19 protein-coding genes are annotated in these 22070 nt (G+C 72.6%); 10 read left to right on the top strand and 9 right to left on the bottom strand.

All coding sequences use genetic code 11. The features are described 5' to 3' along the window. Positions 1-68 precede the first annotated feature (68 nt). Positions 69-572, top strand: a complete 504-nt coding sequence (locus ACIQF6_RS12275) for a GtrA family protein (RefSeq protein ID WP_400893908.1) — start codon at positions 69-71, stop codon at positions 570-572. A 25-nt stretch (positions 573-597) separates the two neighbouring features. Here ACIQF6_RS12275 and ACIQF6_RS12280 read toward each other — a convergent pair whose 3' ends face one another. Continuing rightward, positions 598-1632, bottom strand: a complete 1035-nt coding sequence (locus ACIQF6_RS12280) for a DUF3533 domain-containing protein (protein ID WP_400893439.1) — start codon at positions 1630-1632, stop codon at positions 598-600. A 106-nt stretch (positions 1633-1738) separates the two neighbouring features. Here ACIQF6_RS12280 and ACIQF6_RS12285 point away from each other — a divergent pair, with 106 nt between their 5' ends. Together ACIQF6_RS12285 and ACIQF6_RS12290 are read left to right on the top strand one after the other, a co-directional pair. After that, positions 1739-2203, top strand: a complete 465-nt coding sequence (locus ACIQF6_RS12285) for a MarR family winged helix-turn-helix transcriptional regulator (RefSeq protein WP_400893441.1) — start codon at positions 1739-1741, stop codon at positions 2201-2203. Positions 2204-2309: 106 nt separating this feature from the next. Next, positions 2310-3881 (top strand): MDR family MFS transporter, encoded by a 1572-nt coding sequence (locus ACIQF6_RS12290; RefSeq protein ID WP_400893444.1) that lies wholly within the window; start codon positions 2310-2312, stop codon positions 3879-3881. A 653-nt stretch (positions 3882-4534) separates the two neighbouring features. Here ACIQF6_RS12290 and ACIQF6_RS12295 read toward each other — a convergent pair. Both ACIQF6_RS12295 and ACIQF6_RS12300 read right to left on the bottom strand, forming a co-directional pair. Continuing rightward, positions 4535-4762 (bottom strand): hypothetical protein, encoded by a 228-nt coding sequence (locus ACIQF6_RS12295; protein WP_400893446.1) that lies wholly within the window; start codon positions 4760-4762, stop codon positions 4535-4537. A 13-nt stretch (positions 4763-4775) separates the two neighbouring features. Continuing rightward, positions 4776-5942: an anion permease gene (locus ACIQF6_RS12300; protein ID WP_400893448.1), complete on the bottom strand. Its 1167-nt coding sequence runs from the start codon at positions 5940-5942 to the stop codon at positions 4776-4778. A gap of 321 nt (positions 5943-6263) precedes the next feature. On the opposite strand from ACIQF6_RS12300, the gene ACIQF6_RS12305 reads away from it, so the two are divergent. Next, the gene (locus ACIQF6_RS12305; RefSeq protein WP_400893450.1) at positions 6264-7721 is read left to right on the top strand and encodes an NlpC/P60 family protein; all 1458 of its coding nucleotides are present in this window, start codon (positions 6264-6266) and stop codon (positions 7719-7721) included. 69 nt (positions 7722-7790) lie between these two features. Here the strand turns inward: ACIQF6_RS12305 and ACIQF6_RS12310 are convergent, their stop codons facing one another. From ACIQF6_RS12310 to ACIQF6_RS12320, 3 genes are all read right to left on the bottom strand, one after another. After that, the gene (locus tag ACIQF6_RS12310) at positions 7791-10067 is read right to left on the bottom strand and encodes an FdhF/YdeP family oxidoreductase (RefSeq protein WP_400893452.1); all 2277 of its coding nucleotides are present in this window, start codon (positions 10065-10067) and stop codon (positions 7791-7793) included. A 96-nt stretch (positions 10068-10163) separates the two neighbouring features. Then, positions 10164-12059, bottom strand: a complete 1896-nt coding sequence (locus tag ACIQF6_RS12315) for an FAD/NAD(P)-binding protein (protein WP_400893454.1) — start codon at positions 12057-12059, stop codon at positions 10164-10166. Further along, positions 12056-13003 (bottom strand): amino acid ABC transporter permease, encoded by a 948-nt coding sequence (locus tag ACIQF6_RS12320; protein ID WP_400893455.1) that lies wholly within the window; start codon positions 13001-13003, stop codon positions 12056-12058. The genes ACIQF6_RS12315 and ACIQF6_RS12320 overlap by 4 nt, the downstream gene beginning before the upstream one ends. Positions 13004-13649: 646 nt before the next feature. Between ACIQF6_RS12320 and ACIQF6_RS12325 the strand changes: the two genes are divergently transcribed. The 6 genes from ACIQF6_RS12325 to ACIQF6_RS12350 all read left to right on the top strand — a co-directional run bounded on the left by ACIQF6_RS12325 (position 13650) and on the right by ACIQF6_RS12350 (position 19003). Then, positions 13650-14762, top strand: coding sequence for an LLM class flavin-dependent oxidoreductase (locus ACIQF6_RS12325; RefSeq protein ID WP_400893456.1), 1113 nt, complete (start codon positions 13650-13652; stop codon positions 14760-14762). Continuing rightward, positions 14759-15259 carry a GNAT family N-acetyltransferase gene (locus tag ACIQF6_RS12330; protein ID WP_400893457.1) on the top strand — a complete coding sequence of 167 codons (501 nt, stop codon included), beginning with the start codon at positions 14759-14761 and terminating at the stop codon, positions 15257-15259. The genes ACIQF6_RS12325 and ACIQF6_RS12330 overlap by 4 nt, the downstream gene beginning before the upstream one ends. Continuing rightward, complete coding sequence (locus ACIQF6_RS12335; protein ID WP_400893458.1) at positions 15256-16218, top strand: ABC transporter substrate-binding protein; 963 nt, start codon at positions 15256-15258, stop codon at positions 16216-16218. Before ACIQF6_RS12330 ends, ACIQF6_RS12335 begins: the two co-directional genes overlap by 4 nt. A 16-nt stretch (positions 16219-16234) precedes the next feature. Next, positions 16235-17173, top strand: a complete 939-nt coding sequence (locus ACIQF6_RS12340; RefSeq protein WP_400893459.1) for an amino acid ABC transporter permease — start codon at positions 16235-16237, stop codon at positions 17171-17173. Continuing rightward, a complete protein-coding gene (locus ACIQF6_RS12345; RefSeq protein ID WP_400893460.1) occupies positions 17170-17940 on the top strand; it encodes an amino acid ABC transporter ATP-binding protein in 771 nt (256 codons plus the stop codon). Before ACIQF6_RS12340 ends, ACIQF6_RS12345 begins: the two co-directional genes overlap by 4 nt. A 73-nt stretch (positions 17941-18013) precedes the next feature. After that, positions 18014-19003: an ABC transporter substrate-binding protein gene (locus ACIQF6_RS12350; RefSeq protein ID WP_400893461.1), complete on the top strand. Its 990-nt coding sequence runs from the start codon at positions 18014-18016 to the stop codon at positions 19001-19003. 70 nt (positions 19004-19073) lie between these two features. On the opposite strand, the gene ACIQF6_RS12355 is transcribed toward ACIQF6_RS12350, so the two are convergent. From ACIQF6_RS12355 to ACIQF6_RS12365, 3 genes are read right to left on the bottom strand one after another with little or no spacing between them, the layout of a single operon-like run. Next, positions 19074-19922: an STM4011 family radical SAM protein gene (locus tag ACIQF6_RS12355; protein WP_400893462.1), complete on the bottom strand. Its 849-nt coding sequence runs from the start codon at positions 19920-19922 to the stop codon at positions 19074-19076. Beyond that, positions 19919-21235: an STM4012 family radical SAM protein gene (locus ACIQF6_RS12360; protein WP_400893463.1), complete on the bottom strand. Its 1317-nt coding sequence runs from the start codon at positions 21233-21235 to the stop codon at positions 19919-19921. The genes ACIQF6_RS12355 and ACIQF6_RS12360 overlap by 4 nt, the downstream gene beginning before the upstream one ends. Further along, complete coding sequence (locus tag ACIQF6_RS12365; RefSeq protein ID WP_400893910.1) at positions 21232-22053, bottom strand: STM4013/SEN3800 family hydrolase; 822 nt, start codon at positions 22051-22053, stop codon at positions 21232-21234. The genes ACIQF6_RS12360 and ACIQF6_RS12365 overlap by 4 nt, the downstream gene beginning before the upstream one ends. Positions 22054-22070 lie beyond the last annotated feature (17 nt).

Raw genomic sequence — 22070 nt, forward strand, 5'->3', positions numbered from 1 at the left:
GAGGGCTTCTGGTGGTTGCCGATCCGGGCCCGTGGCAGACTTCCCGCATGCCGTCCCCTACGCAGCGCGTGTTGACAGCTGTCCCGGAGCCGATCCGTCCGTTCCTGGTCAAACACCGCAAGCTGGTGAAGTTCCTCGTGGTCGGAGGAACCTGCTTCCTGATCACTATGGTGATCAACTTCGCCCTGAAGACGACCGTGCTGGAGTCCAAGCCGGTCATCGCCCTGACGGTCGCGACCGCCCTGGCCACCGTGGTGTCGTACGTGTGGAACCGGCAGTGGTCGTTCCGGGCGGCCGGCAAGCAGCGCGAGGCGGCGCTGTTCATGGTGGTCAGCGCCATCGCGGTGGGTGTGAACGACATCCCGCTGGCGGTCTCGCGCTACGTGTTCGACCTGCGTTTCCCGGACGTCAGCCGGTTCACCCAGGAAGTCGCGGACTTCACCAGCGGCATGATCATCGGCACCCTGGTGGCGATGGTGTTCCGCTACTGGGCGATGAATCGCTTCGTGTTCACCCGGTTGTCCGACCGTACGGACAGCGACGAACAGGGGCGGGAGCCCGAGCGGGTCTGACCCCCGCCCCGTCCGTGCCGGCCGCTCACGCCTCCGTCGGGGCGGGGCGGCCGAAGAGCGGCCGGCGGGCCGCTGCGACGAAGGTCACCGCGACGCCGAGGGCGGCCCAGACCGCCAGCACCGTCAGCGGCATCGCCATGGCGGACGAGCCGAGGTAGGCGATGGAGCGGGTGGCCGAGGTGCCGGCGCCGTTCGGGATCCACTCGCCGATCGCCCGCCAGAACGCCGGCAGCAGCGGCGGCGGGTAGACGCCGCCCGCGCTGGGGTTGCCCAGCACCACGAAGACCAGCACGGCCAGGCCGATGCCGATGATGTCGAACAGGCACTGCATCGCCATGGTGACCGCGCCGACCGAGAACACCACCAGTGCGCCGATCGCGCTCAGTGCCAGGATCGAGCCGGGCAGCGCGTTCAGGATCGGGCCGGTGATCAGCGTGCCGCCGAGGCCCGCGGCCACCGAGTACAGCGCCAGGGTGCCGAGACGCAGAGTGGCCCGGCTGGTGTTGGCGGGGCGCGCGCCGGCGCTGACGCCGAGGATCGAGGCGACCAGGTAGCCGCCGACGCACCAGCCGACCACCAGGTAGAAGCTGGACAGGCCCTTGCCGTCGCCGGCGGCCAGCGGAATGGTGTCCTGCACCTCGACGGTGCGGTGCTGGGCGGCCGCCACCTTGGTGACGATCAGCTCGGCGGCGCCGGACGCGGCCGGGCCGCGGGCGTCCGCGACCAGCAGGGTGTCCTGGGTGCCGGCCGGGTCGAACACCCAGGCCGCGTAGATCTTCTGGTCCTTGATCCGGGCCTTCGCGGTCTCCGCGTCGGGTTCGACGGAGGCACGCACCGCGTCGTTCGGGACGGACTCCAGGGCCGCCGTCAGCTTCGGGGCGATCTCCGGCGGGGCGACCACGGCGATGGACAGCTGGTGCGGCTTCGGCTGGTGGAGCGCGCCCACGTACGAGGTGATGAAGCCGAGCTGGAGCAGCAGGACGGCGACGACCAGGAGGAACGCGCGTGGGGTCACCGCGTCCTTGAGCTCGTTGACGAATCCCTTTGCAGGCTCTGCCATGCGGGGCATCTCCCTATCAATCCGGTATCAGTACGCAAATCGGATACTTAATATCATGAAACAGTTGCGCGCCGGTGGATGCGCCGCCTGCGCGATACTGAGCGCCATGAACGACCCCGTAGCGGACCCGGACGCCGCCGAACTGGCATTTCTCGCGGTCGAGCGCGAGGTGGCGACGCTGTTCCGGCGCAGCCGGGCGCGGGCCTCCGAGGTCTCCCGGCTGGTGCACCCCGAGCTGGAGGCCGGGGCGTACGTGCTGCTCTCCTTCATCCGGGAGTCCGGGCAGGCCCGGGTGACCGACATCGGGCTGCACTTCGGTGTGGGCAAGGCCACGGTGAGCCGGCAGATCCGGGCGATCGAGGAGCTGGGCCTGCTGTGCCGGGAGACCGACCCGCTGGACCGGCGGGCCTCGCTGGTGTCGCTGACCGAGGAGGGCGAGCGGCGGTTCGCGGCCGCCCGGGAGGTGCGGATGGCGCGCTTCCGGGCCTCGCTGTCGGCGTGGGAGCTGGGTGAGCTGGAGCAGTTCGCGCGGCTGCTGGAGCGGTTCAACGAGCTGACCGAGGGGGTCTGAGCCGGGCGTCGGGAGGGTTTCTTTACTTGGGCTTGAAGAAAGTTGTCTTAGTCAACTATCCACGTATAGTTGCTTGAGGCAACGAATCTTCAGTCGAAGGAAGCGCATGTCGACGACCCACCCGACCACCCCTCAGACCCAGATGTCCCACCGTCAAGTGCTCGAAGCCCTCTCGGGCCTGCTGCTCGGCCTGTTCGTGGCCGTGCTGTCCTCCACGGTCGTCTCCAACGCGCTTCCGCGGATCCTCTCCGACCTGCACGGCGGTGAGTCCGCCTACACCTGGGTGGTCACCGCGGCCCTGCTGTCGATCACCGCCGCCACCCCGCTCTGGGGCAAGCTCTCCGACCTGGTCAGCAAGAAGCTGCTGGTCCAGATCGCCATGGTGATCTACGTCCTCTCCTCGGCGCTGGCCGGTCTCTCGCAGAGCATCGGCATGCTGATCTTCTGCCGCGTGCTGCAGGGCATCGGCGCCGGCGGCGTGATCGCGCTCGGCCAGATCTGCCTGGCCGCGATGGTCTCCCCGCGCGAGCGCGGCCGCTACAGCGGCTACTTCGGCGCGGTCTTCGCGCTCGCCACCATCGGCGGCCCGCTGATCGGCGGCGTCATCGTGGACACCTCGTGGCTCGGCTGGCGCTGGTGCTTCTACGTCGGCATCCCGTTCGCGGTGCTCGCCATCCTGGTGCTTCAGCGCACCCTCAAGCTCCCCGAGCAGCCCGCCCGCAAGCCGAAGATCGACTACCTGGGCGCGGTGCTGATCACCGCCGCCGTCAGCCTGCTGATGATCTGGATCTCGCTGGCCGGCAAGAACTACGACTGGGTGTCCTGGCAGACCGCGGTGATGGTGCTCGGCGGCCTGGCACTGGCCGGGCTGTTCGTCGCCGTCGAGCAGCGCGCCGCCGAACCGCTGATCCCGCTCGGCCTGTTCCGCCACCGCACCGTCGCGCTCGCCTCGCTGGCCTCCGCGTTCGTCGGCGTCGGCATGTACGGCACCACCACCTTCCTCGGCCAGTACTTCCAGCTCGCCAAGGAGAAGACCCCCACCCAGGCCGGCCTGCTCACCCTGCCGATGATCCTCGGCCTGGCGGTCTCCTCCACCGTGGCCGGCAAGCTCATCACCAAGTACGGCAAGTGGAAGGGCTACCTGGTCGGCGGCACCGTCATGCTGGCCGTCGGCCTCGGCCTGATGGGCACCGCCCGGGCCGACACCTCGTACGCGCTGCTCGCCCTCTACATGGCGGTGGCCGGCGTCGGCCTCGGCCTGACCAGCCAGAACCTGGTCCTCGCGGTGCAGAACACCGTCCCGCGCCACGAGCTCGGCGCGGCCAGCTCGGTGGTCACCTTCTTCCGCACCATGGGCGGCGCGATGGGCGTCTCCGCGCTCGGCGCGCTGCTCGGCCACAAGGTCGCCTCCTACACGGCGGAGAACTTCGCCAAGGCCGGCCTCCCGGCCGCGGCGGGCGGCGGCGACGGCATCCCCGACCTGCACAAGCTGCCCGCGCGGATCGTCCCGCTGGTCACCGACGCGTTCGGGCACGGCGTCGGCACCGTGTTCCTGGTCGCCGCCCCGTTCGCCGTGGTCGGCTTCCTGCTGGTGCTGTTCATCCGCGAGGTGCCGCTGCGCACTGCCACGGAGGACGCCACGGCCCCGAAGCCGGTGGAGGCGCTGGTCGCGGACTGACGACCGGCCGTCGACATGCGAGAAGGGCTCCCGCCAGGGGTTGGCGGGGGCCCTTCGCCGTTGCCGCGGCCTGCCGGGGCGTGGGGCCGTTTGTCGGAGGTGGTGGTGCGGGCGGCCGTGAGGGGTGGGGGGCTCGGGGGCGGAGCGTGCCGTGTGGCTCGGGCCGTCGGGGTGTGCGGAAAGGCTCCCGCCCGGGGTCGACGGGTCCTTTGTCGTTGCCGGGGCGCGAAGGCTGTGGTGGGTGGTGGGCGGCGGTCTGCGGGAGGCGGAGGGTGTTCGCGGGCGCGGGCGCGGGTGTGCGGAAGGGCTGCTGGCCGGGGCTGGCGGGGATCCGGTGTCGTTGCCGGGGCCGGTGGGCGGGAGGGCCCCTGCCGGGGCGTGGGGCCGTTTGTCGGAGGCGGTGGTGCGGGCGGCCGTGAGGGGTGGGGGCTCGGGGGCGGAGCGTGCCGTGTGGCTCGGGGGCGTCGGGGGTGTGGGGAAGGGCTCCGGGCCGGGTTGGCGGAGCCCTTTGTCGTTGCCGGGGCGGGCGTTGGCCGCGAAGGCTGTGCGGGGCGGTGGTGCGGGTGGCCGTGAGGGGCGGGTGTTTCGGCGGCGGGCCCGGGTGTGCGGAAGGGCCCCCGCCGGGGTGGCGGGGGCCCTTTGTGGTGTCGGTGCTACTTGGCGGCGATCAGTGAGATGCCGAAGGCCACCGCCGCCGCGCAGGCGGCGAAGCACACGCCTGCGGCCACCAGGGCCGGGACGCCCTTGCCGGTGCCGGCCTCGACGGCCGCCTCGCGGCGGGAGAGCGCCAGGTTGCCCAGGGCGAAGACGGTGACGACGGCGAGGGTGACGGCCAGGCTGACGCCCGCGGTCTCGGCCAGTGCGGCCCACTTGATGTGCATGCTCGGTGTCCTCTCAGGCCGCGATGGTGGTCTGGCCGGTGGTGCCGCCGGTGAGCGGCAGGTCGACCGTGGCGCTGTCGCCGTGGTTCACGTTGCCGGCGTGCACCGGCTGGCGGCGGGAGATCAGCCACATCGAGCCGGCGCCGAGCACCAGCGCCACGCCGACCACGGCCACGCCCCAGTCGCCCTGGTCGGCGATCAGTGCGGCCAGGCCGGACACCACGGCGGCGGCCGGCAGGGTCAGGCCCCAGGTGTAGACCATGCGGCGGACCATGCCCCAGCGCAGCTTGCCCGACGGGCCGCCGAGGCCCGCGCCCATGATGCCGCCGGAGCAGACCTGGGTGGTGGACAGGCCGTAGCCCATGTGCGAGGAGGTCAGGATCACGGTGGCGGCGGCGGTCTCCGAGGCGAAGCCCTGCGGCGGCCGGATGTCCGCCAGGCCGGAGCCCATCGAGCGGATGATCCGCCAGCCGCCCATGTAGGTGCCGAGCGCGATCGCCAGACCGGCGCTGATGATCACCCAGGTCGGCGGGCCGTCGCCCTTGTGCAGCTGGCCGGCCGAGATCAGGGTCAGCGTGATGATGCCCATGGTCTTCTGCGCGTCGTTGGTGCCGTGCGCCAGCGAGATCAGCGAGGAGGAGAAGATCTGTCCCCGGCGGAAGCCCTTCTCGGTGCTCTTCTTCGGGCTGCTGCCGGCGATCAGGTAGGCGATCTTGGTGGCGCCCCAGGAGGCCACGCCGGCGATGATCGGGGAGGCCACCGCCGGGATCAGGATCTTGGAGACCACGACGCTGAAGTTGACGCCGCCGATGCCCGCGCCGACCACGGTCGCGCCGATCAGGCCGCCGTACAGGGCGTGGGAGGAGGACGAGGGCAGGCCCTTCAGCCAGGTCAGCAGGTTCCACAGGATCGCGCCGACCAGGGCGGCGAAGATGATCGAGGGTTGCAGTCCGGCCTTCTCGTTGACGATGCCACCGGAGATGGTGGTCGCCACCTTCACCGAGAGGAAGGCGCCGGCGAAGTTCAGCACCGCGGCGATGGCCACGGCGACCTTGGGCTTGAGGGCGCCGGTGGCGATGGAGGTGGCCATCGCGTTGGCGGTGTCGTGGAAGCCGTTCGTGAAGTCGAAGGCGAGCGCCGTGATGATCACAACGGCCACCAGGAACGTGATGTGTTCCATACCCAAACAATCGTCGAAGTGGTCGGACTGACGTTGCTGTCCTGGGCGACCGTAGGAAGCCATGGTGAACGGGAGGTTAACTCGGCACGGAGTTGCGGTTCCCAGAGTGGCGTGCGAGTTGCCGGACCGTCGGTTTTCCATGGAGATCGCGGGAGTTGTTGAGAGTGTTGTCACACTTCCGCGCCGATGAGAATTCACTTCGCGCCCCCCGGGACACCTGCCGGAACCCCCCTTCCGCATGACAGGATCGCTCCGATCGCCGACGGAGAATCAGGGGAGGGCCGGCCGATGGGGGCAGGGCAGCGCGCGGAATCGTCCGGAATGCGGCCGTGGGTGCGGGCCGCGCTGCGGTGCGGGGCGGTGCTCGCCGTCGCCGCACTGGCCCTGCCGTTCGCCTCCGCCGCGTACGCCGCGCCGGACCCGGTCGCCGTGCCGACGGTCTCCGCCGGGAACGACCCGCTGGCCGACGCCAAGCGGACCCTGGGCCCGCTGCTGGAGCAGCTGCACACCCTCTACCAGCAGGCCGAGGCCGCCACCGAGCAGTACAACGGCACGGTGGCCCGGCTCGCCGAGCAGCAGGCCCTCGTCCAGGACCTGAACGCCCGGGTGGCGCGCCAGCAGGACGCGGTGGACGCCGGCAGCGACCTGGCCGCCCAGCTGGCGTCCGCGCAGTACCGCAACAGCCAGATATCCGGGTACGCCGAAATGCTGCTGGCCAAGGACCCGTACGAGGCGGTGGTGATGGCCCAGTTGCTGGACTCCGCCGGGCGCTCGCAGAAGGCGTTCCTGGAACGGCTGAAGGCCGACCGGGACACGCTGGCCGCCGCGCAGCTGGCCGCGCAGCAGGCGCTGGCCGACGCGCAGACGCTGGCCACCCAGCAGGAGCAGCAGAAGAACGACGTGGCCAGGAGCCTGGCGGACGTGGAGACCCTGGTCGGCTCGCTCACCGGCGCGGAGCGCAGTGAGCTGGAGGCGATCGAGAAGCAGCAGGCCGACCAGGCGCAGCTGGCCTTCCTGGCGTCCGGCGCGCTCGGCAAGGGCGAGCGCACGCCGTCCGCGATGGGCCGCAAGGCGGTGGCCTGGGCGCTCCAGCAGCTCGGCAAGGACTACGTGTGGGGCGGCGCCGGACCGGACGTGTTCGACTGCTCGGGCCTCACCTCGCAGGCCTGGCTGCACGCGGGGCGAACCATTCCGCGCACCAGCCAGGAGCAGTGGGCGCAGCTCCAGCACGTGCCGCTGAACCAGATCCGCCCCGGCGACCTGGTGGTCTACTACGGCGGCGCCACCCACATCGGGATGTACATCGGCGGCGGCCTGATCGTGCAGGCCCCGCGCACCGGCGACGTGGTGAAGGTGTCGCAGGTCGGCGCGATGCCGATCCTGGGCGCGGTCCGGCCCGACCCGGACGGCTCGGCGGACGACGCGGGCGGCGCCTGGAAGGTGCCGGACGTGCCGGTCGGCGGGTCGCGGATCGCGCCCGCCAAGCCGTCCACGCTGCCGCCCCCGCCGGTTCCGACCACTCCGGCCACCCCGGCCCCGGGCACCCCGGCGCCCGGCGGCTCGGCCTCGCCGGACCCGCAGCCCGGCACGCCCGGCGCCACCGCCCCGCCGGAGCCCGGCGGCACCGGTTCGCCGAGCACGGGCGGGTCGCCCAGCGGTTCGGCCACCGGATCGCCGTCCGGCTCGGGCTCCGGCTCCGCGTCGGCGTCCGGGACGGGCTCGGCGTCGCTCTCGGCGGGCGCCGACGGCTCCGGCTCGGCCACGCCGTCGGGTCACTGACGGCGCGGCGCGCCCCGGGCCTGCCGGACGGCAGACTCCGGGGCGGCCGGGCGGAGGGCCCGGGGCCGGTCAGGCGGTGGGCTCCAGGCGGACCACCACGGCCTTGGAGGTCGGGGTGTTGCTGATGTCCGCGGTGGAGTCCAGCGGCACCAGCACGTTGGTCTCCGGGTAGTAGGCCGCGGCGCCGCCGCGTGCCACCGGGTAGTGCACCACCCGGAAGTGTGCGGCGCGGCGCTCCACGCCGTCCTTCCACTCGCTCACCAGGTCGACGAACTGACCGTCGGTGACGCCGAGTTCGGTGGCGTCGGCGGGGTTGACCAGGACCACCCGGCGGCCGCCGGTGATGCCCCGGTAGCGGTCGTCCAGGCCGTACACGGTGGTGTTGTACTGGTCGTGCGAGCGCAGCGTCTGGAGCAGCAGCCGGCCCGGCGGGACGTCGGGGGCGGTGAGCGGGTTGACGGTGAAGTTGGCCTTGCCGGTGGCGGTGGGGAAGGTGCGGCTGTCGCGCGGGGCGTGCGGCAGGGTGAAGCCGCCGGGGCGGCGGACCTTGGCGTTGAAGTCGTCGAAGCCGGGGACGACGCGGGCGATCCGGTCCCGGATCAGGTCGTAGTCGCGGGCGAAGTCCTCCCACGGCGTGGGGTCCTGCGGGCCGAGGGCGGCGCGGGCCAGCCGGCTGACGATGGCGACCTCGGAGAGCAGGTCGGGCGCGGGCGGGCGGAGGCCGCCGCGCGAGGAGTGGACGATGCCCATGGAGTCCTCGACGCTGACGAACTGCGGGCCGAGCGTGCTGACGTCCCGGTCGGTGCGGCCCAGGGTGGGCAGGATCAGCGCGCGGGCGCCGGTGACCACGTGCGAGCGGTTGAGCTTGGTGGAGACGTGCACGGTCAGCCGGCAGCGGCGCATCGCGGCCTCGGTGGTGTCCGTGTCGGGGCTCGCGGAGACGAAGTTGCCGCCCATCGCGAAGAAGACCCGTATTCGGCCGTCGCGCATCGCCCGGATGGTGTCGACGGTGTCGTAGCCGTGGGCGCGCGGCGGCTCGAACGCGAACTCCTTGCCCAGGGCGTCCAGGAACGCGGTGCTCGGGCGCTCGAAGATGCCCATGGTGCGGTCGCCCTGCACGTTGCTGTGCCCGCGGACCGGGCAGACGCCCGCGCCGGGGCGGCCGACGTTGCCGCGCAGCAGCAGGAAGTTGACCACCTCGCGGATGGTCGGCACCGAGTGCTTGTGCTGGGTCAGGCCCATCGCCCAGCAGACGATGATCTTCGGCGAGGAGAGCACCAGGCGGTGCAGCTCCTCGATCTGTTCCCAGGGCAGGCCGGTGGCGGCCAGCGTGGCCGGGCGGTCGAGGTCGGCGGCCTCGGCGGCGAACTCGTCGTAGCCGGCGCAGTGTTCGGCGACGAAGGCCTCGTCGACCGCGCCCGGGGTGGTGAGCAGCAGGTGGTTCAGGGCCCGGAACAGCGCCAGGTCGCCGCCGAGCCGGATCTGCAGGAACAGGTCGGTCAGCTTGGTGCCGCCACCGACCAGGCCGCGCGGGGTCTGCGGGTTCTTGAAGCGCTCCAGGCCGGCCTCGGGCAGCGGGTTGACGCTGACGATCTTCGCGCCGGCCCGCTTGGCGCGCTCCAGCGCGGAGAGCATCCGGGGGTGATTGGTGCCCGGGTTCTGGCCGGCCACGATGATCAGGTCGGCCTGGTACAGGTCCTTGAGCGAGACGCTGCCCTTGCCGACGCCGAGGGTCTCGGTGAGCGCGGAGCCCGAGGACTCGTGGCACATGTTGGAGCAGTCGGGCAGGTTGTTGGTGCCCAGCCGGCGGGCGAACAGCTGGTAGGCGAAGGCGGCCTCGTTGGAGGTCCGGCCGGAGGTGTAGAACGCGGCCTCGTCCGGGGAGTCCAGCGCGGCGAGTTCGGCGCCGATCAGCGCGAACGCCTCGTCCCAGCCGATCGGGGTGTAGTGGGCGGCGCCCTCGTCGAGCAGCATCGGGGTGGTGAGGCGGCCCTGCTGGCCGAGCCAGTAGCCGGAGCGCTCGGCGAGTTCGGCGACCGGGTGGGCGGCGAAGAACTCGGGGGTGATGCGGCGTTCGGTGGCCTCCTCGGCGACCGCCTTCGCGCCGTTCTCGCAGAACTCCGCCAGGTGCGGCTTGTCCGGCTCGGGCCAGGCGCAGCCGGGACAGTCGAAGCCGTCGGGCTGGTTGACCTTGCGCAGGGTGGACAGCACCCGGCCGGGCGACATCTGGTCGGCGGCCATCCGCAGGGTGTGCCCGATCGCGGGCAGGCCGGCGGCGGCGTGGGCCGGGGGTCCGACGTGCGGTGCGTCCTGGGCGGGGTCGCGGTGCGGGGGCTGCTTGGCCATGGCGGACTCTCCGGAGGGCTCGGGGGTGCCTGGAGCGTATCCGGTGGCTGCGCGGGTGTCGTGCGGTGGCGGTCGCTCCTGTTCTGCGGGCTTCGGTCACTCCTCCTTCTGCAGCTCCGCGAGCAGCCGGCGGGCGACCGCGTCGTTCTGCCGGAAGGCCGGGGCGTCGGTGCGGGGACGGGCGAAGGCGGCGGGCGCGCGGGTGGTGGTGGGCGCGCCGAGGGCGGTGCGGCGGGGGTGGGGACGGTCGCCGAGGGCGGGGTCGAGCAGCCGGGCGTCGGGGTCGGTGCGGATCAGGCCGGAGCGGTAGGTGTGGCCGTCGGGGTCGGTGAGGTGCTCCTCGCCGATCCGGCCCTCGTGCAGCAGCCGGCGCAGCAGCGGATCGGCGGTCCGGTCGGGGGCGTGCCGCGGCAGGTAGGCGTCGACCAGGGCGGTGCCGTGGACGTGGTGGCCGGGCAGCGCGGGGGAGGAGGCGCGGAAGGTGCCGTGCTGCTCGTCGAGGTCGACGTGCAGGTCGGGGCCGAGGAAGTGCAGCAGTCCGGCGTCGGCGAGGGCGAGCAGCTGGTCGAGGCGGAAGCCGGGCGGGCCGGAGGCGTAGAACGAGAAGAAGCCGTTCCACCAGCCGTCCAGCTCGGCGGCGGTGGAGCGGGCGGTCAGCGGGTGGTGCGGCAGCAGTCGGACCAGCTGGCCGTAGAGCGACAGCAGGGCGTGGAACGCGCCGAGGTCGGCGCTGTGCCGCGGGTCGGAGCGGCGGGCCAGGTCGGCGCGCAGGTGGGCGTGCAGGTGGCGCTGGAGGGCGGCGGGGTCGGTGACGCGCAGGCCGGTCAGCGGGCGGTCGAGCCGTTCGAGGTCGAGCCGGTCGTCCGGGTCGGGGACGGCGGCGGCGACCAGGGCCTCGCGCTGCGGGCTGTACCAGTCGAGCGGGTGGTAGGCGGCGAGGAACTCGTCCCACGGCAGGGCGGTGCGTCCGGGGTGGCCGTGGAACAGCTCGTGGTAGTAGCCGAAGCCGATCTCCTTGGCCATCGCGGGCCACAGGTCGCGGCGGAACTCCAGTGGCCCGTCCGGGAGTTCGGTGTCCGGCCCGAAGTAGCGGGGCAGCGGCGGGGGCGGGCCCTGGAGCCGGTAGCCGGTCTTGGCGTGGTACGGGACGCCGCGCCGGGAGCCCGCGTACAGCACCGGTTCGCGGCCGGACGGCAGGTAGCGCAGGCCGCCGCAGGGCCGGGCGACGAACCGGCCGCCGCGGCCCTCGGTGAGCAGCGCGACCAGGTCGACGAAGGCCAGCCCGAGGCCGCGGACCACCACCGGCTCGCCGGGGGCGAGGCCGTCCAGGTCGGCGTCGGCGGTGAACGCGGGCGGCAGGTAGCTGCGGCCGTGGCGGGCGGCGAAGGCGCGGGCGGCGGCGGTCTCCGGGCCGGGCGCGGAGTCGAGGTGGCCGAGCGCGAGCACCACCCGGTCGGCGGGCAGCACGGTGCGGGTGAGGTGGACGCGCTGCGGTCCCTCCGCGTCGCCGGTGAGCCGCCAGGCGGTGTCCCGGTGGAGGAACAGCCGGATGTTCTCCGGGAGTTCGGCGGTGGCCCGGCGCAGCACCCAGTCCAGGTAGGCGCTCTGGGCGCGCCGGGTGGGGAAGTCGGTCGGGGCGAGACTGCGCAGTTCGTCGGCCACGTCCGGGTCCGTGACCGGACGGTAGGGCCGGTGGGCGGCGGGCTCGGCGGCCCACTCGGCGAGCGACGGGCCGGGACGGACCGGGCCGATCAGCGTGGAGCGCTCGTCGGTGAACATGGTGACGTCCTCGGCCATCGAGTTCATCCGCAGCAGCGGCGACTGGGCGTGCCGCCAGATCCGGCCGCCGCCGGGCGGGTGCGGGTCGACCAGGTGGATGTGCAACGCGGTGTCGGGGGACAGCAGTTCGGGAGCGTTGGCGGCGATCCGCTCCAGCAGGCCGGTGCCCCGCGGGCCGGCGCCGACGACGACCAGGACGGGCACCCGGCTCACCGCCCGCCGGCCCGGCGCAGCGCCGCCCGGGCCCGCTGCCACGGGGTGGGCGGCAGCTCGGCGCGGGTGGAGCCGCGGGCGAAGCGCCGCTCCAGGTAGTACTGGCCGACCGAGAGCAGGCTGGTCACCGCCACGTACCAGAGCGTCGCGACCACCAGCAGCGGGATCACCTGGTACGTCCGGTTGTAGATCAACTGGGCGGAGAACAGCAGGTCGTGGACGGCCAGCACGGAGATCACCGAGGTGCCCTTGAGGGTGCCGATCAGCATGTTCCCGGCGGGCGGCAGGATCGCCCGCATCGCCTGCGGCAGCACGATCCGGCGCAGCACCCGGCCGCGCCCGAGGCCGAGCGAGGCGGCGGCCTCCAGCTGGCCCTGGTCGACCGAGAGGACGCCGGAACGCACCACCTCGGCGGCGAACGCGGCCTCGTGCAGGGTGAGTCCGATCGCGGCGGTGAGCACCGGGCCGAGCAGGTCGACGGTCCGTACCGCGAACAGCTCGCCGCCGAACGGGACGCTCAGCGCGAGCCTCGGGTACAGCGCGCCGATGTTGAACCAGAACAGCAGCTGGACCAGCAGCGGAGTGGCCCGGAAGATCCAGACGAATCCCCAACTCAGGGTCTGCAGCACCGGGTTGCCGGACAGCCGGGCCACCGCCAGGCCGGTGCCGAGGGCGAAGCCGAGGACCATCACGACGGCGGTCAGCCAGAGCGTCAGCCACAGGCCGCGCAGGATCGCGGCCGAGGTCAGGTAGGAGCCCACCACCGGCCACTCGAAGGCCGGATTGCCGGCCATCGACCGCACCAGCAGCACGGCGGCGAGCAGTGCCAGACCGCCGCTGACGTACCGCCAGGGGCGGCGGCGGGGCGCGATCGGCAGCTCGGCGGGCGGGGCGGGCGGGGTGGTCGAGGCCGGTATCAGGGGTGGGGCGGCGGGCGAGGCCATGAGGGCTCCATCGGGCGGCGGGGGCAGGCGGTCTCCGCATGCCGTCACTCACGCGCGCCGCGTCCCTCAACGCGGCTGGGCCTGGCGGCAGTTCGGCCGGGCCCGGGCAGTACTCGCTCCGCCCCGATGGTACGGGCGGACGGCGCGGCGGTGTCAAGGGCGGACAGGTTTCGCCCCGTGAACGATGGTTGACGGACCATCGGCGACGCTGGTCAACTGTTCGACATGACAGCCGAGCAGCCCAACCTGGTGACGCGAGGCCACATCGACTTCGGTCGGGTGTGGTCCGCGGCGTGTTGCGGCTGACCCGGCAGCGGGCCGCCTGACCGGCCCTTCTCTCCTCCGGGAGTCCTCCCTCGGTCGCCCCGTCGCGGGCCGGGAAGCCGTCCGTCCGGACGGATCAACAGGCGTACGCTGCCGCCCTTTTCGCGTTCCCGCTCGCTCCGAGAGCCGCCGGCGCCCCGTCACGCGCCGCCCCGTCCGTCGATCCCGACCTCCCGCCGACGTCCTGCTGATGCCCCGCTGACTTCCGCCGTTCCCCGTCCTGCCGACGTCCCGCTGACTTCCGCCGTTCCCCGTCCCGCCCGCCGAGGCGTACCCCCGGCATGCCCGGACGCGGAGCCGCGCCGACCCGAAGAGGCCTGCCATGCCCGTCGAGTTCCTCGGAATCGCCGCCACCGGCGACGGTTCGGAGACCACCGCCCGCACCACCCACGCCTTCGACCGCGACTACACGCTGCGGCTGGCCCGCGCCCACGAGGACCACGGCTGGGACCGGGTGCTGTTCGCCTACGGCGCCGGCTCCCCGGAGCCCGCCGCCTCCGCCGCGTACCTGGCCGCCAAGCTGGACACCCTGCAGATCCTGCTGGCGCACCGTCCGAACGTCTCCTACCCGACCTTCGCCGCCAAGACCTTCGCCACCCTGGACCGGATCAGCGACGGCCGGCTGACCGTGCACTTCATCACCGGCGGCAACGACCACGAGCAGCAGCGCGAAGGCGACTTCCTGCCCAAGGACCGCCGCTACGACCGCACCCGGGAGTACATCCGGATCGTCAAGCAGGCCTGGACCAGCCGCGAACCCTTCGACCACGACGGCGAGTTCTACCGCTTCAACGACTTCGTCTCGGACGTCTTCCCGGTCCAGCTGCCCCGCCCGAACGTCTCCTTCGGCGGCTCCTCGCCCGCCGCCTACGCCGCCGGCGGCGCCGAGGCCGACATCTACTGCCTGTGGGGCGAGCCGCTGGCCCGCACCGCCGAGCAGATCGAGCTGGTGAAGGCCGCCGCGAGGGCCGCCGGGCGCACCGACGTCCCGCGCATCCAGGCGGCGTTCCGGCCGATCATCGCGCCCACCGAGGAACTCGCCTGGGAGAAGGCGCACCGCACGGTCGGCGCGATCAGGGCCCGGCGGGAGAGCAACGACCTGGTGCGCCGCCGGCTGACGGGCGATCGGCAGCCCGAGAACACCGGCTCGCAGCGGCTGCTGGAGATCGCCGAGGCCGGCGAGCGCTACGACCGCGCGCTGTGGACGCCGACCGCGGCCGCCACCGGCGGTGCGGGCAACTCCAACGCGCTGGTCGGCACCCCCGAGACGGTCGCCCAGGCGCTGCTCGACTACTACGACCTCGGCGTGGAGATCCTCTCGGCCCGCGGCTACGACCACATCGACGACGCCATCGACTTCGGCCGGTACGTCATCCCGCTGGTCCGCGAGGAGGTCGCCAAGCGCGACGCCGCCAAGGCGGCCCTGGCCGAATGAGCGCGCTGACCGTCGAGCAGGCCGCCCTCGGCGACCCCCTCACCGAGCCGCTGATCCGCGAGCTCACCCACGAGTACGTCACCCGCTACGGCCCGGGCGGCCACGAGGAGATGGCCCGCCACCCGGCCGAGGAGTTCGCCCCGCCGCACGGCCTGCTCCTGCTGCTGCTGCGCGACGGCGAGCCCGTCGCAGGCGGCGCCTACCGCCGCTACGACGCGCACACCGCCGAGCTGAAGCGGATGTGGACCGCCGCCGGGCACCGCCGCCAGGGCCTCGGCCGCCGGGTGCTGGCCGAACTGGAGTCCGCCGCCCGGGAGGCCGGCTACCGGCGGATCTTCCTCACCACCGGTCCGCTCCAGCCCGAGGCCAAGGGCCTCTACCTGGCGACCGGCTACACACCCCTGTTCGACGTCACCGAGCAGCCGGCGGAGTTCCGCCCGCTGCCGTTCGAGAAACACCTGGCCGCCCCGGCGGCCGGAAAGGCCCCGCTCCGATGAACCGCCCGAACCGCCCGAGCCGCCCGAACAGCCCGAGCCGCCCACTCGCCCTGGTGCCCGCCGTCGTCGCCGTCCTGGTGCTGTCCGGCTGCGGCGCCGACCCGACGTCCGGCCCGGCGGCCGCGCCGGTCGGCGTCAGGCCCGATCAGGACGTGCTGGGGCAGGTGCAGAAGGACGAGGCGGCCGCCGCCCTGCTGCCCGCCGAGGTGCGCGCCGCCGGCGCCATCAAGCTCGGCGGGGCGATCGGCACCCCGCCCGGCGCGTACTACCCCGACCCGGCGCAGCACCGGCCGGTCGGGCTGGACGTGGACATCGTCGACGGCGTGGCCAAGGTGCTCGGGCTGACGGTGCAGCGCGAGGACGCCGCGTTCGAGACCATCCTGCCGGCGCTCGGCAGCGGCAAGTACGACGTCGGCACCGGCAACTTCGGCGTCACCGAGGCCCGGCTGAAGACCGTCGACTTCGTCACCTACATCGACGACGGCCAGGGCTTCGCGGTGCGCGCCGACAACACCGCGCTGACCGGCGTCAGCGACCTGACCCAGCTGTGCGGACTGACCGTCGGCACCGGCGCGGGCACCACCTTCGAGGCCACCCTGAACGCCAAGAAGGACGTCTGCGCGCAGGCCGGCAAGAAGCCCTACGAGGTGAAGGCGTTCTCCGAGAACGGCGCCGTCACCACCGGCCTCCAGCAGGGCCGGCTCGACGTGGCGATGTCCACCATCAACGGCCTGCGCTACCAGGCCGCCCAGCCCACCTCGCACATCCGCTTCCTCGGCGAGTACCACCGCCTCGACGTGGGCTTCGCGTTCAAGAAGGGCTCGCCGCTCGCCCCCGCCTTCCAGGCCGCCGTCAACCGGCTGATCCAGGACGGCAGTTACCGGAAGATCCTCGACAAGTGGGGCACCGCCGACTCGGCGATCACCGAGTCCCTGATCAACCCGCCCGAGCACCCCTGACCACGGAGCCCCCGCGATGACCACGACCACTCTGGAAACGCTGCGACAACAGGCCGACGACAGACCGGAGTTGACCATCGTCCCGCACCGCCGCCCGTGGCGGCTGGTGGCCGGCCTGGCCGCGCTGGTGCTGGTCGCCCAGTTCCTGCACGGGCTGGCCGTCAACCCCGGCTGGGACTGGCCGACCTTCCGCACCTTCTTCTTCTCCGACAGCATCCTGCGCGCCGTCGGCGTCACCCTCCAACTCACCGCCTACGGAACGGTGCTGGGCTTCGCCCTGGGCGCGGTGATCGCCGCGCTGCGGCTGTCCGGCAGCCCGATCCTGCGCACCATCGCCTGGACGTACGTGTGGGCGTTCCGCTCGATCCCGCTGATCGTCCAGCTGGTGTTCTGGTTCAACCTCGCCTACCTGTACAAGCGGATCGGCTTCGGCATCCCGTTCGGCCCGAGCTTCGTCTCCTTCGGCACCATGGACCTGCTCGGCGCACTCGGCGCGTCCGTCCTCGGCCTCGCCCTGCACCAGGCCGCGTACGCCGCCGAGATCATCCGCGGCGGGGTGCTGGCGGTGGACGCCGGGCAGCTCGAAGCGGCAGCCGCGCTCGGCATCCCGCGGTTCCGGCAGGCCTGGCGGATCGTGCTGCCGCAGGCCATGCGCGGCATCCTGCCGAACGCCGCCAACGAGGTGATCTCGCTGTTCAAGGGCACCTCGATCGTCTACGTGATGGCGATCGGCGAACTCTTCTACCAGGCGCAGGTGATCTACGGCCGCACCGGCCGGGTGGTGCCGCTGCTGATGGTCGCCACCGTCTGGTACGTGCTGCTGACCACCGTGCTGTCCCTCGTCCAGTACCGGGTCGAGCGCTACTTCGCCCGCGGCAGCGAACGCACCCCGCCCCCCACCCCCTGGCAGCGCCTGCGCGCCGCCGCCACCGAGATCCGGGAGAAGCAGGCATGAGCAGCGGCACGGCGATGGTGGAAGTGCGCGGCGTCCACAAGCGGTTCGGACGGCTGGAGGTGCTGCGCGGCATCGACCTCGACGTCCGGCCCGGCACCGTCACGGTGGTGCTCGGCCCGTCCGGCTCCGGGAAGTCCACCCTGCTGCGGGCGGTCAACCACCTGGAGAAGCTGGACCGGGGGTACGTCCGGGTCGACGGCGAACTGATCGGCTACCGGCAGGTCGGCGACAAGCTGCGCGAACTGCCCGAACGGGAGGTGCTCAAGCAGCGCACCCGGCTCGGCTTCGTGTTCCAGAACTTCCACCTGTTCCCGCACCTGACCGTGCTGGAGAACCTGGTCGAGGCACCCGTCGGCGCCCTCGGCGTCCCCCGCGAACAGGCCCGGGCCCGGGCCCGCGAGCTGCTCGCCCGGGTCGGCCTCGCCGAGAAGGCGGACGAGTACCCGCGCCGGCTCTCCGGCGGCCAGCAGCAGCGGGTGGCCATCGCCCGGGCGCTCGCCCTGGAACCCAAGGTGCTGCTGTTCGACGAACCGACCTCGGCGCTCGACCCCGAACTCGTCGGCGAGGTCCTCGACGTCATCAAGGACCTGGCCCGCACCGGCACCACGATGATCGTGGTCACCCACGAGATCGGCTTCGCCCGCGAGGTCGCGGACACGGTGGTGTTCATGGACGGCGGCGTGGTCGTCGAACAGGGCCCGCCCGCACAGGTGCTGGACGACCCGCAGCACGAGCGCACCCGCGCCTTCCTCGCCAAGGTGCTCTGAGCCGAGGCGCTCCGAGCCGAGGCGATTCGAGTCGAATCCTCCGAAAACCGTTTCTTCGTAAGGGAGTTGCCCCATGTCCAGTGTCCTCCGTCGCGCCGCCGCCCCGGCCGCCCTGGCGCTCGCCGCCGCGCTGCTGCTCACCGGCTGCGGCTCCGGCGGGAACGCCGCAGCCGACCTGGGCGGGGCGAACGCGGGCATCGCGCCCAACGGCGTCAAGGTCAACCTGACGCCCGACCAGAACCGCGTCACTGCGGCCAAGGTCGAGGCGATCGCCGCGCTGGTGCCCGACGAGATCCGCCGAAGAGGCACCCTCCAGGTGGTGGACAACCTGGGCACCGTCCCACCGCTGGACTTCCACGCCACCGACGACCGGACCATCATCGGCGCCGAACCCGACCTGGCCTACCTGATCGGCAACGTCCTGGGCCTGAAGGTCGAACTCACGCCGGTCTCCTGGGAGAACGTCTTCGTCGGCCTGGACAGCGGCAAGTACGACGTCGGCATCACCAACATCACCGTCACCGAGGCCCGCAAGGAGAAGTACGACTTCGCCACCTACCGGCTCGACATCCTCGGCTTCGAGGCCAAGAAGGGCGGCAGCTGGAAGGTCAAGGGCGCGGCCGACGTCGCCGGGCACACCATCGGCGTCGCCTCCGGCACCAACCAGGAGAAGCTGCTGCTCGCCTGGAACGAGCAGAACCTCAAGGCCGGGCTCAAGCCGGTGGACGTGAAGTACTACCAGAACGCCTCCGACTACTACCTGGCCCTCGGCTCCGGCCGGATCGACGCCTGGCTCGGCCCCAACCCGTCCGGCGCGTTCCACGCCGCGCAGACCGGCGAGACCGAGATCATCGGCACCTACTCCGGCGCCGGCGACCAGGTCCTCGGCAAGATCGCCGCCACCACCAAGAAGGACAACGGCCTGGTCAAGGCACTCGGCGCGGCCATCGACGAGCTGATCAGGGACGGCAGCTACACCGAGGTGCTGAAGCGCTGGGGGCTGGACAACGAGGCCGTGCAGAGCTCGGAGATCAACCCGCCCGGCCTGCCGAAGACCGACTGACCGGACGGCGGGGTGCTGCGCCTCCGACCTCCGCAGGCCGCACCGGCGCAGGCAGCACCGCCCGCGGGCCTCACCAGCCGTGCGGAATGCGTTCCAGCACCCCGCCCGCGAACACGTCGTACAGCGGCAGCGACTCCAGGTGCACATAGCCGATGTGGCAGTCGCACTCGCCCAACGGGCATGCGCGCGGCCGCAGTTGGGCCAGGTAGGAGTCGTCGTACAGGTTGCCCAGCGGCGGCCGGACGAAGTGGCAGCGGCGCACCGTGCCGTCGCCGTCCACCGACACCACGCTCTCCCCGGTGCGGCACGGCAGGCCCGCGCTGCGGTGCGGGTGGCGGCTGTAGCCGAACAGCGGGTCCAGCTCAGTCCACTCGGCCGCCTCCGCGTCGGTGTAGGTGTGTCCGTCCGCCGCGTTCACCCACAGGTAGACGGACGGCGGCAGGGCGGCCCGGAGGCGGCGGGCGGCCGCCAGGTGCTCCGGCTGTCCGACCACGCCGACGCTGAACCGCACGCCCAGCGCGGCCAGTTCGGCGCACTTGGCGAGGAAGCGCTGCTCCGTCACCTGGCCCGGGTGGTACGTCACCCAGAGCGCCAGCTTCGACAGGTCCGCCTCGGCCAGCCAGTCGGTCCGGCAGCTCGCGTTGGTCTGGATCGCCACCCGCTCCAGGTGCGGCAGCCGGCTCAGCTCCACCATCGCCCGCCGGTACCAGGACCGCACCAGGCCCTCGCCCCACGGCGTGAACAGGACCGAGAGGCGGCCGTGCTCGTATCCGGACGCCCAGGCGGTGAACCGCTCCAGCGCGGCCCGGTCGGTTCGCAGCAGCTCCGGGCTGTCCCGCCGCTTGGCGAACGGGCAGTACGGGCAGTCGTAGTCGCAGGAGGACAGCGGGCCCCGGTAGAGGATCGTCAGCGCGCTCACTTCGGCGAGTACTCCGTCATCCGCGCGCGCACCCCGGCGGAGAACAGCCGCGGGCCGACGGCGTCCGACCAGGCCAGCCCCTCCGGGCTGAGCAGCAGCCGATCCTCGGCGCCGGCCAGCCAGCCGCGGGCGGCGAACTCGGCCAGCTCGGCCGGGAAGTCCCGCTCCGGGGTGCTGCCGAACCGCTCCCGGTAGGCCGCCTGGTCGACGCCCTCGCCCTGGAGCAGCGACTGCACCAGGTGGCGTCGCCGGGTCTCCTCGTCCGTCATCTCCCAGCCCAGCTCGGCGCGCGAGAAGTCCGGGGCGGCGACGTAGTCGTCGATGATCCGGCGCACCTCGCGGGCGTCCACCGCGTAGTCGAAGGAGTAGTGCAGCTTCGACGTGTAGGAGCGCGCCCCGCAGCCCAGGCCCACCATGCCGTCGGTCTGGCAGGCGTACTCGCCGGGGCTCGCGCTCGCCGCGCCGGCCCGGCGGAACATCCGCATCGACACCTGCTCGTACCCGTGCGCCAGCAGGTGGTCCCGGCCGGCCCGGTACAGCGACAGGCGCTGCGCGTCCCACTCCGCGGTGCCCACCGGGGCGGCGTGCCGGCCGAGACCGGTCAGCGGGCGGACGTACAGCGGGTACAGGTACAGCTCCTCGGGCTGCCAACTCAGCGCCGCGTCCAGGGACTTGATCCAGCTGGCCGGGGTCTGGCCGTCGATGCCGTAGATCAGGTCGATGTTCAGCACCGGGAAGCCGGCGTCCCGGACCCGGCCGAGTGCGGCCTCCACCGCCGCCCGCTTCTGCGGCCGGACCGCGGACTTCGCCTCCTCGTCCAGGAACGACTGCACGCCCAGGCTCAACCGGGTGGTGCCGCGCTCCGCCAGCACCTTCAGCCGGTCAGCGGTGGCGGTGTCGGGGGACGCCTCGACGGAGAGCGGAACGGCCCGGAGATCCGCGCCCATCCGGTGCTCGGCGATGTCGCAGAGGCGCTCCAGTTCGGCCGCGGTCAGGTAGGTGGGGGTGCCGCCGCCGAACGCCGCGAGTGCGAACCCGGCGGTGTCGGCGAGCGCGTCCCGGACCTGGACGGCCTGCCGCTCCAGCGCGTCCAGGTACGCCGTGGTCAGGCCCTGCGGGCTGCCGATCCGGGTGAACAGGTTGCAGAAGCCGCAGCGCACCTCGCAGAACGGGATGTGCAAGTAGAGGGAGAGGGCGTCCTGCTTCTCACCCCGCCACAGCTCGGCCAGCGCCGGGCGGTCCGGCAGCGGGCGGTACGCCGTCTTGTGCGGGTACGCGTACACGTAGGACTGGTACGGGGAGTCGGGCGTCATGCGGATTCCTGAGGGGTGGCCGGGAGGGTGAAATGCGCGTACGGCACCGTCCAGACCACCTCGTGGCCGATCCGGTGCCCGGTGTAGCCGTCCTCGCCGTACGCCGTGCCGTGGTCCGAACAGACGATCGCGAAGCACGGCCGGCGCGCCGACATGGCGGCGAACAGCCGCCCGAGATGCGCGTCCACGTACTCCAGCGCGGCGGCGTGACTGGCCCGGGAGTCGCCGTCCTCGCGGGTCGCGCCCGGCAGGTGGAACCAGTTCGGCTGATGCAGCGCGGAGACGTTGATGAACAGGAACAGCGGCTGCTCGGCGGGCTGCTCGGCCGCCACTCGTTCGGCCACCGCCACCTGCGACTCGAACGACGTCGGGGACGGGACGCCCAACTCCGGTGCCCAGTGGCTCTCCTGGAACAGCCCCGGGAGGACGGAACCGAGCGGGCCCTGCTTGTTGAAGAACCCGACGCCACCGATACAGACCGTGCGGTAACCGGCCGCGGCGAGAGCCGTCGGCAGATCCGGCGCGTCGAACACCCACGTCCGGGACTCGGTCGACTCCGAACCGGCGAACCGCGCCGCGAAGAGACGGGGGTGCGGCCCGTTCGGGGACGCGGGGGTCGGGAGGAAACCGGCCAGGATCGCCTGGTGCGAGGCGTACGTGAAACTGCCGGGGGAGTGGCGGCGCTCCCACTCGCCGTTCGGGATCACCCGGGCGAGGTGGGGGAGGCGGCCGGCGGTGAGGAGCTCCTCGGCGACGTCGAAGCGGAGGGTGTCGAGGGTGACGAGGAGGAGGTCGTGGGTGCCGACGATCTCGTTCATGTCGGGTATGTCGTGGT

Origin of the sequence: Kitasatospora sp. NPDC092948, assembly GCF_044754805.1 — a bacterium.
In the GTDB taxonomy this organism is placed as follows: Bacteria; Actinomycetota; Actinomycetes; order Streptomycetales; family Streptomycetaceae; genus Kitasatospora.